The 11515-nt window shown below is 57.3% G+C and carries 11 protein-coding genes, 1 tRNA gene and 1 pseudogene; 6 read left to right on the top strand and 7 right to left on the bottom strand.

What is annotated here, in order from left to right; all coding sequences use genetic code 11:
* Positions 1–119: 119 nt before the first annotated feature.
* From WS64_RS35470 to WS64_RS04815, 4 genes are read left to right on the top strand one after another with little or no spacing between them, the layout of a single operon-like run.
* A complete protein-coding gene (locus WS64_RS35470) occupies positions 120–251 on the top strand; it encodes a hypothetical protein (RefSeq protein ID WP_256975452.1) in 132 nt (43 codons plus the stop codon).
* A gap of 20 nt (positions 252–271) precedes the next feature.
* The gene (locus WS64_RS32360) at positions 272–928 is read left to right on the top strand and encodes a lasso peptide biosynthesis B2 protein (protein ID WP_081103775.1); all 657 of its coding nucleotides are present in this window, start codon (positions 272–274) and stop codon (positions 926–928) included.
* Positions 921–2708, top strand: a complete 1788-nt coding sequence (locus tag WS64_RS34185) for an asparagine synthase-related protein (protein WP_155720389.1) — start codon at positions 921–923, stop codon at positions 2706–2708. The genes WS64_RS32360 and WS64_RS34185 overlap by 8 nt, the downstream gene beginning before the upstream one ends.
* Positions 2709–2754: 46 nt before the next feature.
* The gene (locus tag WS64_RS04815) at positions 2755–4497 is read left to right on the top strand and encodes an ATP-binding cassette domain-containing protein (protein WP_060965851.1); all 1743 of its coding nucleotides are present in this window, start codon (positions 2755–2757) and stop codon (positions 4495–4497) included.
* Between the two features lie 341 nt (positions 4498–4838).
* Here WS64_RS04815 and tnpC read toward each other — a convergent pair.
* The 7 genes and pseudogenes from tnpC to WS64_RS04785 form a co-directional block, all read right to left on the bottom strand.
* Positions 4839–5651: pseudogene (tnpC, locus tag WS64_RS04810) on the bottom strand (IS66 family transposase); the annotation flags it as partial.
* 29 nt (positions 5652–5680) lie between these two features.
* Positions 5681–5974, bottom strand: coding sequence for an IS66 family insertion sequence element accessory protein TnpB (tnpB, locus tag WS64_RS04805; protein ID WP_347876631.1), 294 nt, complete (start codon positions 5972–5974; stop codon positions 5681–5683).
* A 50-nt stretch (positions 5975–6024) separates the two neighbouring features.
* Positions 6025–6420, bottom strand: a complete 396-nt coding sequence (gene tnpA / locus WS64_RS04800; RefSeq protein WP_060965849.1) for an IS66-like element accessory protein TnpA — start codon at positions 6418–6420, stop codon at positions 6025–6027.
* 166 nt (positions 6421–6586) lie between these two features.
* On the bottom strand, positions 6587–6949 hold the full coding sequence (locus tag WS64_RS04795) for an aegerolysin family protein (RefSeq protein WP_060965848.1): 363 nt from the start codon (positions 6947–6949) through the stop codon (positions 6587–6589).
* 883 nt (positions 6950–7832) lie between these two features.
* The gene (locus WS64_RS34180) at positions 7833–7970 is read right to left on the bottom strand and encodes a hypothetical protein (protein ID WP_155720388.1); all 138 of its coding nucleotides are present in this window, start codon (positions 7968–7970) and stop codon (positions 7833–7835) included.
* 185 nt (positions 7971–8155) lie between these two features.
* Positions 8156–8232, bottom strand: a tRNA-Arg gene (locus WS64_RS04790).
* A 192-nt stretch (positions 8233–8424) separates the two neighbouring features.
* Positions 8425–9255, bottom strand: coding sequence for an undecaprenyl-diphosphate phosphatase (locus WS64_RS04785; RefSeq protein WP_059644280.1), 831 nt, complete (start codon positions 9253–9255; stop codon positions 8425–8427).
* Positions 9256–9734: 479 nt separating this feature from the next.
* On the opposite strand from WS64_RS04785, the gene WS64_RS04780 reads away from it, so the two are divergent.
* Complete coding sequence (locus WS64_RS04780) at positions 9735–10646, top strand: aldose epimerase family protein (protein ID WP_060965847.1); 912 nt, start codon at positions 9735–9737, stop codon at positions 10644–10646.
* 133 nt (positions 10647–10779) lie between these two features.
* A complete protein-coding gene (locus tag WS64_RS04775) occupies positions 10780–11481 on the top strand; it encodes a peptidoglycan DD-metalloendopeptidase family protein (RefSeq protein WP_060011529.1) in 702 nt (233 codons plus the stop codon).
* The last annotated feature ends 34 nt before the right edge of the window (positions 11482–11515 follow it).

Here is an 11515-nt window from a genome sequence, read left to right as displayed (position 1 = left end):
ATCGACATTGCTAACGGCCCTCTTTTTTACATTCCGTTTCATTTAAGTATGTTGATTTTTAAACTCTTAATTACTAGCCTTACGAGGCAGCAATTCCGCTGCACATCAAGGAGATTCCGATGAGTTTCGAAATCAATCTGACCGACATCCTGGAAATTACTGACGCTGAGTCGGTGAATGCGACCGACAGCACGATGGGCGCCGCCGGTGGCGCGATCCTCGAAGGAATTTCGTGGGTCTATATGGAATAATCGACGAGATCGATAGCTTTATGACCGCCCCGTCAAAAAAACGGGGCGGAATGACCATGCACGCACGAGACAATCAAGCTCACATAACGTGGTTCGACGATCAGATAATCGCGCTCGATCTCACATCAGATCGCTACACCGTACTATCGCCGACACAATCCAAAAAACTAGCAACAGTTTCGAAATATAACCTAAAAGACCACCGGCGCAGCCACCCAACTCCTAAACACACTGGCGTTCCATTTAACTGTTGGAAACTCACACCAGGCCAGTTGCGATTAGGCATACCAGCCTTTGACTGGATCAAATTGCTCACCACACTCCACCAGGTTCATCGCATCTCAAGAGAAAAGCGAATGTTAGGTCTTATAGAAGCAATCAATAACGAGCGAACTAAAATCAAGCCCCTCCAAACAAATGTGAGCAAAGAAGATCTTATCGCGTCGGTCAACCTGGCTTGCATGGCATATACCCGAAAAACAAAATGCTTGGAATGGGCCGTGACTCTCATTATTGTCGGGTATCGCTATGGATTCGATTTTAATCTCGTCATTGGAGTTCAAAGCCGCCCTTTCTTTGCACACGCATGGGTCGAATCCAATGGATTTGTCGTGGGCGATCACCCCGATCGCCGTACGCAACTCGCGGTAATCTACGAGTTTCCTAAAAATGGTTAATGCAACACTCTTCAACCATTCCAGTCAATGTAATTCTAATGGCCTCGCTCGGGAAAAATTTTGGCGGACCGCCTCTCGCTATCTCGCAAGGTTCAAACTATCTTCCCAAACCATCAATCCCCCTCTTATATTCGGCGAGAACAGCATTGCGCTCTGGTGTATCGCAGGTCGCGTATTGTCTCGCGACAGCGGCAAGGCAGCGCCGCAAGGCGATTTCGTCGCGGCATTTCTGCGAGATATCAGTGAGGCGGCAGCTCAATTCTGGGGGCCTTTTGCTGCAATTATATTTGACCGGATAAATTCGACATTTATTGTTCTTTGCGATTCTTGCGGTCAATTTCCAATTTATTATTCACTCGATCGATCTGGCGATCTTCATATCGCTTCAGACGTAAACGACCTTCCTCCCATCGAACAAGGTCACGCGAAGCCGAATAATTCGTACCTTCACTGTTACCTCGCACATGGATATGGCAATGCAGACGAGACGGGAATCGAGAATGTCTCGCTTTTGCCTCCGGGAATGTTCCTTACCTATCAACAGGGAAATATTTCACTGTCCCGGATGTGGGCTCCCAATGTATGGCGGAAACGATCAGTCGATCGTAATCCGATTGCGATATTGTCGACAGTCCTACACTCGCTTATAGAGCCCGACCGACCCGCAGTTCTCGAATTGTCGGGTGGTTTAGAGTCGACTGCCCTGGCGATCGCCGCACACCGCGCAGGACTGTCCGAGCAAATTACGGCTGTAACCCATTTCGATCCTGATCGGGCTTCATCAAACGAAGTGTCGGTTGCTCGCGCCGTCGCAGAAAAATGTCGGCTGCGACATGAAACTTACCCACTACTAAGCCAACTACCATTCGCACCGGTCCACGAAGTGCCATTGACTGCGCGGCCGTCGACACAACTATGCTTCCTCGCTCAGACCGCAAATTTGGCTCACGCTGGTGTTCCAGGGCGGAACGACACACTCATAAACGGGCACGGCGGCGATGCACTCTTCTTGGCCCCCCCGCCCTTCGGAGTACCTGTCGATGCTATGGCCAAACTTCGATTTGTACGCGCGATCACCGCCTTGCGGGATCTCGCGATTTACTATCGGATACCGATTTGGGCTGCGCTCAAACGGTTAATGCACGACACGCGGCAGTACTTTCGCGGCGGGCTTGGGCAAAGCGCTGATCCGAGTGTCGTGCATGGGTGCCCGAGGGCGATGCCTGCGGGTCTATACGACGACTTGCTAAACAATTGGAGATTGTTGGCACGGCCAGGAAGAAGATATCAAATGGCAGCACTGGCGGCGACACTGGACGAAACCGTGATCCAGGTCCGCCCCACCATACGCCGCCCCATCTTGCCATTTCTCGCGCAGCCAATGGTTGAACTCGCCCTCGGCGCTCGTTTAGAAGACTTGTTCACGGGTTATCACAACCGCCTAATCGTCCGACAAGCGGCCTTCGATTCGTCGAATTTGCCAAATCTATGGCGGACCGACAAAGGCGACACAACACACTCAGCCTTACGAGGCCTTTATGTGCACTACGACCATGTACGAGAAGTTTGTCTGGACGGATTTTGTATAGCGGAACGAATGGTACGTCGAGATGGTCTAGAGAAGCTACTCAAACGTGCCGCCGATGGATTTCCTGTCGGTCTTGCCGAAATCACGCGTATCTACGCGACGGAAACGTTTGTTCGGGGAATGTTCAGTCGGCAGAACATGGCCCACACTGCACACAGAGGCATAGCACGTACCGCTCAGTCCTTCCAGTAGAGATACGAGCGAGCATCAGTGAATCACCATTTCTCAAGAGGGAAAAATGTCGTTTGTGCGAGAAATAATTAGAGATTATATTTCGGCACACCGTGTCGCAATTTCCAGCTACAAGGCCCTTCCGATTCATTTCATTTTTGCGACGATCGGAATGCTAGTAATTTCCGCGCTCGGGACTTCGATACCGTATTTTCTGAGAGAAAGCACCAATGCGCTCTCTCATCCAGATTATGGATTTTCCAAACAATCAGCCTTGATTTTCGCTGCTGCGTACGGGGTCTCTTGGACAGTCGCACGAATCACTGAATGGATAAAAACAGCTTTTTCGGCGGCCATGCTAGCCAGATGTGACGCAGCATTTCAGAAATCTTACTACTCACACCTGATTCGCGTAGAGTATTCAAAATTATCAAAATTAGACCCTGGCACGATAGCCTCAATAATATCCCGAAGTCGCGCAGCCTTCAGCGCACTCACTTTTACTCTGTTTTGGATCATTGCACCGACCATTTTTCAGCTCGTATTTACTACGACCGTACTTTGGCGACTAACAAGCCTATACTTCGCGCTCGCCTTTGTACTTTCAATGCTTGTACTCTTCGCAGCCACGTGGAGCTTGGCCGCGAGAACCAAAAGTGCTCACGCCGAAATATTTGGTGCGTCTAATCTTCTGTCCAGTCACTTGATCGAAAAACTCGGCTTCATGACGGACATTAAGGTGAATGACGCATACGGTCGTGAAGAACGTTCATTAGATCGCATCCTAGGGAGATATGTTACTCAGGTGTCGCAAGGTAACGCACGGCTCTCGTTGTTGCTAGCTCTACAGGCTCTGCTCACCGGTATCGCTCTCACGGTCTTTACCGTGATCGCAGCAGCAGCAGTAACTCGGGGTAAATTTAGCGTCGGTGATTTCGTCATGGTTACCGGATATATTGTTGCGCTTACAGCACCATTCACCAATCTTGCTGCATCGCTCTCCGATCTACGTCGGAATCATCTCGCCCTTTGTGAAGGCTTCAATATTCTCAATCTTCCACGAGAGTCAGATTTTTCGGAAATAGCAGAAAGCACAGGGAAGAGCCCTGTTTTTGAGTTCTGCGATGTAGCCATGACATTAGAAGGTCGCGAGATTTTTCACAAAGTCAATCTCCATGCTTACGACGGCGAAGTGACAGTACTAATAGGCCCGTCAGGAAATGGCAAGTCGACCGTCATCAATTTGATGCTAGGACTACTGCGTCCGTCCGAGGGACATGTCCGGCTGAATGGCGTAGATATCTCAACGCTGTCTCCCCCCGCAATATCTAAGATCGTGGCAGTGGCGCCGCAGAATCCGTTAATTGTCAGTGGTACGCTCCGGGACAATCTCGCATTCGGTTGCAAAGAACCACCGAGCGATGATCAGTTGCTCGACCTAGTCGACGCACTTGAACTGCGAAGCTTAACCAAAAGCAGCACGGGCAATATACTGGATGCCACGCTCGGCGTCCAAGGCAGAGAACTTTCTGGGGGAGAAAAGCAGCGAGTTGCACTTGGTCGTGCACTTGCACGCAGGACACCCATCATTGTTCTTGATGAGCCCACGTCATCTCTTGATCCCCTTCGTGAAATCAGAGTCTTCGAACAAATACGTCAACGCGTACGTACAATCATCGCAGTCACGCACCGCGAGGCGCTATTGCATGTCGCAGACCGTGTATATCACGTGGACCACGGGAGCGTCACAGAATTCGCACCCGAATCTCCCGATCCAACTGCCCATCAGCGCCGACAACACATGGATTAAGAGTACGATCTCGTGTCACACCACATCGGTCGCCTACTTGTGCGCCCCCTTGGTTCGACCGCTGCAATCGATTCTAAAAAGATTCACCCACATATCACCTCCACGAGCACGGCCCGCTACGGCCGCTCCGCCGATGCACTTCCGCATCGGCGCACTTCGCTCAGGAGGTTCCATGCACCCCACGCTTGCCTTTGCCATTGGCAATGCCATTGTGCTAATTCTCATTAGCATCGGCGTCGTTCTGTTTTTAAAACGACATTCCGTTTCGCCCCCTATCGATACGGCCCCTCCCCGCGCACGGGGGCGCACAGGCGCGAGCGAGCGGCGTAAGTCCGCGCGGAGGTTTTCGTCTTGCCATTGCCCGGCGCGAGCACCGGAACTGGCGTATCGTCGGCGTGCAGCTTCGTGGCTGCCATTACATGCAGGCGCAGCGCATCGACCAGCGGTTGCAGTAGCTTGGCACTGTGCCCCACCCATTTCGCCAGCAACGAGCGATCCAGTTCCACGCCTTCTCGGGCGTAGATCGCCGACTGGCGGTACAACGGCAGGTGATCGTTGAACTTCGCCACGAGCACATGCGCAAGTAGTCCCGGGCCGGCCTGACCCCGTTCGATGGGGCGGCTTGGCGCTGCCGCCTGTGCGATCTGATCGCAACAGGTGCAGGCCAGTTTCGGTCGAACATGGCGAATCACGCGGAAGCTGGCCGCCACGTACTCCAGTTGCTCGGACACGTCTTCGCCGAGCGGCGTCATCGCGCCACCGCACGCCTTGCAGGTTTCGTCGGACTCCGGCAGGTACGTTCGTATGTCGCGCGGCAGATACTCCGGCAGCGGCTTGCGTTGTATCTGTTCCGGTACCGTGCGCGGTGCCTTGGGAATCTCGATGGGCGCAGCGCCTTCGTCGGCTTCGAGATCTTCCAGTTTCAGTTCGAGCTGCTCGATCTGGCGATCCAGTTTCTCGGAGCTGCGCCCGAATGCCATACGGCGCAGCTTCGCGATCAACAGCTTCAGGTGCTCGATCTCGGCCTTGCCCGTGGCCACCACGGCTTCGTGTGATTGGACCAGATCTTCCAGATGACCGATGCGCGCATCGCGCTCAAGCAACAAGGCTTTGAGCGCTTCGATGTCATCCGGATAAGCGTTGGCCGTGGTCATGCCCGCAGTTTACGCGGGCGCCGGTAGGTTTACAACGCCGAACTCGGCTCGGTCGTACGCACCGGCTGCCGCCAGTCGATGCCTTCGAGCAGCATCGATAACTGGGCCTGACTCAGGCAGACCACGCCGCCATCGGCGCGCGGCCAGATGAAGCGCCCACGCTCCAGGCGTTTCATCAGCAGACACATGCCGTCGCCGCTCCACCCCAGCACTTTGACCAGATCGCCCCGCCGGCCACGAAACACGAACACGTGCCCGCTGAACGGATCTCGCTCCAGCACGGTCTGGACCTTAGCCGCCAGGGTGTTGAACCCGCAGCGCATGTCGGTCACGCCTGCAGCCAACCAGACGCGAGTTCGACTCGGCAAACCGATCACGCTGCCATCCCCGGCATGCCGCGCAACATGTGCAGCACCAGCGTCAACGTACTCTCGTTCGGAGCGCCTTCGATGCGGACATGGGCGTTGCCTACGTTGATCTCAATCGCGCCGGTCGGTATCGTGGTCCGCGGCGACACCGGCACCAGCGGCGTAGTCTCGGCAAGCGGCGTCTCCACTTTCACCGGTAGCAGTCCAGCCGAATCGTATTCGCCGGCCCGCAACGAACGGCGCCATTTGAACACCAGATTCGCATTCAGGCCGTGCTCCATTGCCAGGCGCGCGACCGACACGCCGGGCTCGCATGCCAGCCTGGCCACCTCGCGCCGGAATTCGAGCGGGTGATTCGGGATGCCTTTGCGGCCAATCCTCTTTGGTGCTTCTGTTGTCAAAGTAGTCCCCGCTACTTGAAGTGGTGGGGACTACTTTGGCAATTTCTGGTCAGGCCGTCGAGACGGTGCTGGAGACTCGCTTACACTTCGTCGGCCTACTCCTGGGATACAGACTCCTGGCCATCATTCGCGCCCATCGGAATGGGCGCGAGCCGATCACACCAAGTCAAGCCTGCTTGATGTAGAAAGTGACCGTCGCATTGTCTCCTGAGCCTCCGTCGTAACCGACTTTGTAACCGGCAGCGCTCACGGTTATCGAGTATCCGTTTCCGCCGTAATACGGGTTGTCCCAGTAGATCCGCAAGTTTTCGATACCGCCACCGTCGGCAAATTGATATTGAAGCTTCCCCTCGGTTCCGGTCGTGAAGCCGTCGGAATCGCTCTCCCATTCCCCCATTTGTCCATTCGGGATCTTCTCCGGCGGGTACGTGACCCATTCGCCATGCAGCAGATTGATCGATGCCGAGTCCAGAAACAACGTGCTGCCCGAGTTGTTTTGCAGCTTCACAACAGTGCTTCGTGCGGACATTTCGCTATCCACAATAAAGTGTGATTACGCATCGCAGCCGTTTTTGAATGCATACCCCGCAATGCATTTCAAACATAGAACGCGAACATCGGCACCGAAAGCTGATACTTATGACAGTCGAATTTTATGGAATAGTTGAAGAAATTATTCAAACAATTGTGACATCAAAAATCACAAAAATAGAATCGAGCAGCATTTGATTCACAACAAAACGCATTGCCTTGCCTCGGCTGATGCGTTCGCGGTGAACTGGCTGCCCTCGTCCGTCAGGTGCTCGCTCGACCACGCTCCGGCGATACCTGTGGGGAGGCGCTCGATTTGACACAACGATGAGAGGGTGTGGACAAGTCCCGAAAGCCTCGACGGTGGCGGGACTCGGGGCGGCGCACATTAAAGAAGCCGCGCGAAACGTTTGCAAAATTCTTGTGCGAAATGCACGGATTTTGCGAGGGTTTTGTCAAGGGAAGTGGCAGAAAATGCCAGAGGTCTGGAAAGCCGTCGCGCCGACGCGCAATGGGCGGTTGGCTACCGCGCCCATCAGCGTTCGAGCGTTGATATCTGGGCCAGTGCTGGATTCCGCGGGAGTACGCAAGGTTCTACCCGGGTGTCATTATATTGGGCATTCGAGGAAGGAGGCAGCTTGAGGGATTCACGAGGGAAAACGAAAGCATGTTGTGCATGGACACATTCGCTTTCGTATTTATTGCAAGCTCATGATTAGAAAGGAAAAAGCCTCACATACGGCCCGCGACATCCTTTGCGCAGACCGAAAGCAACCGGAAACCCAGTCCTTTCGCGATTGCTGCAAATATTGATGCAATCGCACAAAAAAAGCGCTCGTTAGAGCGCCGTTGCTGTTGATCCGACCAAAGCATTTTCCCGGTCAATGATAATTTTTGGTGTTGCGGGGATCGGTCAGCACTTGTAGGGTCCCAAATTTGTGAATCAACGCCGCCAGGGTTTCCACCCTCCGGATAGGAGGCATGGTTCGATCTTCAATAATCTCGTTGAGGGTGCTCATTCGACGCGGATTGTTTCAGAATCGCCCGCAATGCGTCTTTTCTTCCTCATGGCCGCCCAGTGTCAAATCCCGCGCTAACCAGTGTCAAAACGATCGCTACGGTACAGTACCGGACACGTCGGCCACGCGTATCTGTAACCACGCGGTTGATGCGAAATTGGAAGTGCTTGAAAAACGAAGAATTCTGGCCCGCCCTACACGATTCGAACGTGTGACCTACGGCTTAGAAGGCCGTTGCTCTATCCAACTGAGCTAAGGGCGGTCGGGGAGAAAAGACACGGCCGGACACGGACCGGCATTCGGCATCGGGCTTTTGAGTAACGAAGCAGCAGCAACACCGCCCACTACCCCACGACAACTCAAACCCCCGAAACAAAACGGGCCCGGCACGAAGCCGAGCCCGAAATTATACCCGATCATCGCGCCGGATCACGCGATACCGGCGCCCGCCGCATCAAACCGGCTGCGGATGCAGCATGAACCAGCCGAGGCAGACCACCCCGGCGATCACGCAATACACGCCGAACGACGCGAGCCGGCCGCGCCCTTCGAAATAGCGCATCAGGAACCGCACGCTCAGGTACGCGGCGATCGCCGTCAGCACCCCGCCGAGCAGCGCATCGGCGAGCTGGTCGCGCGCATGGAACAGCTTCGGCAGTTCGAGCACGCCCGCGGCAAAGATGATCGGCGTGCCGAGCAGGAACGAGAATTCCGCCGCCTTCTCCGCCGTCAGCCCGGCCGCGTTGCCGGCGATCATCGTCAGCCCGCTGCGCGAGAAGCCCGGAATCAGCGCGCCGATCTGCGCGAGCCCGACGAAGAACGCCTGCTTGAACGTCATCTTCTCGGGCGGCTGGTGCGCGCGGCTACGCTGGATGCGATCGCCGAGCCACAGCAACACGCCGTTGACGATCAGCGCGATCGCAACGATCCGCAGGTCGTGAAACACGCGTTCGATGCGCTTCTCGAGCAGCAGCCCGACGATGCCGGTCGGGATCGTGCCGATGATCAGCGCCCACATCAGGTGCCCGTCGTCGTTCTTGCGACCGCCGAGCTGCGCGAAGAAACCGCCGATCAGCGCGATCCACCGCGCGCGGAAGTACCACAGCAGCGCCAACGCGGTACCGAGGTGGAGCGCGACGAGGAATGGCAACAGCTGCGGCGCATGCTTGTCGATGTGCATGCCGAACAGCGCCGGCACGAGCAGCGTATGGCCGAGGCTGCTGACGGGGAAGAGTTCGGTGACGCCCTGCAGGACGCTCAGGAATACCAGAAACCAGAGGCTCACGCGTCGGTCCTTTCAGTGAAGATTAAGCGGGAAGGAAGGTGGACGACGCGATGCGCGTCCTGAAAAACGCGCCCCGATTATGCCGAGCCAGGATTACCGCGCCAAGGCATTTGGCAGGATATTGCGGCAATGCACACAAACGCTTGCAATTTGTAAGCACTCAGAAAGCAAAAAGCCCGCCATTTGCATGGCGGGCCTGTCGGTTTCGGCAGAAATTGCCGTCAGCGGCCGAGCTGATAGAAAAATAATACGGTGCTGCCGGTAAACATGCCGAACAGTGCGATTCCCATTGCCATTGCCAGATCCATGGCCCCCTCCACGAAGTGTCATGACCCGGCAACATCACCGGTTTAGAGGCATTATCCCGACGGTTGACAGCGTTAAAAACTCGCAATTTCCCGAGAAGGGTTTTCCCGGACCGCCCGCGGCCCGATAATGGAATGCACGTTGCTCCCCTCACCCGCCCAACCCGATTCGCCATGCCGATCTTCCAGCAACACGACATTCACGAACTTCATGCCGGCCCGTCGCTCGTCCGGGTCGCCCCACAATTCGGCGGCCGCCTGCTGTCCTGGCACGTCGATGGGGAGCCGGTGATCTTCTGGCCGGAAACCGCCGACTGGAGCAATCTCGCCCGCGTGCGAGGCGGCAATCCGCTGCTGTTCCCGTTCCTCGGCCGCCACCGCGTCGACGGTGAAATCGGCCGCTGGCGCGATGCCGCCGGCGTGGTCCGCGACCTGCCGATGCACGGTTTCGCGCGCGATCTGCCGTTCGATGCACACCCGTCGGCCGACGGCGCCGCGCTGTCGATGACGCTCGACGCGAATGACGCGCTGCGCGCGAGCTACCCGTTCGATTTCCGCTTCGAAACCACCTACCGGCTGGCCGACGCACATACGCTCGACGTCGCGCTGACGACGACCAATCGCGGCGACACGCCGCTGCCTTACTACGCCGGCCACCATTTCTACTTTGCGCTGCCGCACGGCGAGCGGGCCGAGACCCTCCTCGAATTGCCGCCCACCCACCGTTGCCACCAGCGTGCGGACGGCTCGATCAGCCCGCTCGAACCGGGCAAGGCCCGTTACCGTCTCGACGATGCGGACATCCTCGACCGCTTCCACTGCCTCGACGGCGAACCGTCCACGCCGGTGCGCATCGTGATGCCGGGCCGCCGCCGCACGGTCGAGATCGCGCTGGACCTGCCGGGCTCGATCCCGTGGTACGCGGTCACGACGTGGACCGAAAAGCCGGATTCGGACTTCTATTGCGTCGAGCCGTGGCTCGGACTGCCCGACGCGATCCACAACGGCCGCGGGCTGCGCTTGCTCGCGCCGGGCGCGACGGAAACGGCGACGCTGCGGATCCGCGTGATCCCGTTCGCCGGCTGATTCGACACGCATCGGACCGGGGCCGCTACGGCCGCGCCCGCAGCCGAAACTGCGGCGTGCGGGTCGAACCCGTTAAAATCGGACGTTTTGTGTTGCCTGCCGCGTCACGCGCGGCAGGGTTTTGCGAGGTTCAATGTTCGGAACAACAACGAAGCGACTCTTCGCAGCCGCCTGCGCCGCCCTGCTCGTCGCGTGCGGCTCCGCACCCGTCGGCCCCGGGTTCTATCGCGTCGAGCGTGGCGACACGCTGTACAAGATCGCGCGCGCGAACCGCACGTCGGTCCAGAGCATCGTGCGCTGGAACCAGATGACGAACCCCGATGCGATCGAAGTCGGGCAGGTGCTGCGCGTCGCGCCGCCGCCCGGCTCGGCCACCGCATCGACGCCGTCGACCACCGGCACCGGCAGCGCGGGCCGCGCGCGGCCGGCTCCGTCCGCGCCGGTCGAATCGGCGGTGAAGCCGGCCACGAGCATTGCGCTGATCTGGCCGGCAGCCGGCAACGTGGTGCGTACGTTCGATGGCTCGAAATCGAAGGGCATCGACATCGCGAACTCGCCGGGCACGCCGGTGGTGGCGGCCGCGCCGGGCGTCGTGGTCTACGCCGGTAACGGGCTGCGCGGCTACGGCAACCTGATCATCCTGAAGCACAACGCCGATTACCTGACGGCCTACGCGCACAACCGCGCGCTGCTGGTGAAGGAAGGCCAGTCGGTCACGCAAGGGCAATCGATCGCGGAGATGGGCAACAGCGACAGCGATCGCGTCGCGCTGCATTTCGAACTGCGCTATGGCGGCCGCTCGATCGATCCGTCACGCTACCTGCCGCCGCGTTGAGCGCACGACAGACGACACACGATGCCGGTGCGCA

This window comes from Burkholderia anthina, assembly GCF_001547525.1.
GTDB classification, from domain to species: domain Bacteria; phylum Pseudomonadota; class Gammaproteobacteria; order Burkholderiales; family Burkholderiaceae; genus Burkholderia; species Burkholderia semiarida.
The sequence above is the reverse complement of the archived record's forward strand: the minus strand, read 5'-3'. Positions and strand labels throughout refer to the sequence as shown.

Excerpts from the sequence above, each read along its gene's own strand:
- WS64_RS35470 (WP_256975452.1), top strand. The coding sequence starts at position 120 with ATGAGTTTCGAAATCAATCTGACCGACATCCTGGAAATTACTGACGCT.
- WS64_RS32360 (WP_081103775.1), top strand. The coding sequence starts at position 272 with ATGACCGCCCCGTCAAAAAAACGGGGCGGAATGACCATGCACGCACGA.
- WS64_RS34185 (WP_155720389.1), top strand. The coding sequence starts at position 921 with ATGGTTAATGCAACACTCTTCAACCATTCCAGTCAATGTAATTCTAAT.
- WS64_RS04815 (WP_060965851.1), top strand. The coding sequence starts at position 2,755 with ATGTCGTTTGTGCGAGAAATAATTAGAGATTATATTTCGGCACACCGT.
- tnpB (WP_347876631.1), bottom strand. The coding sequence starts at position 5,974 with ATGCGCTGCGGGTTCAACACCCTGGCGGCTAAGGTCCAGACCGTGCTG.
- WS64_RS04795 (WP_060965848.1), bottom strand. The coding sequence starts at position 6,949 with ATGTCCGCACGAAGCACTGTTGTGAAGCTGCAAAACAACTCGGGCAGC.
- WS64_RS34180 (WP_155720388.1), bottom strand. The coding sequence starts at position 7,970 with ATGAGCACCCTCAACGAGATTATTGAAGATCGAACCATGCCTCCTATC.
- WS64_RS04780 (WP_060965847.1), top strand. The coding sequence starts at position 9,735 with ATGCCGATCTTCCAGCAACACGACATTCACGAACTTCATGCCGGCCCG.
- WS64_RS04775 (WP_060011529.1), top strand. The coding sequence starts at position 10,780 with ATGTTCGGAACAACAACGAAGCGACTCTTCGCAGCCGCCTGCGCCGCC.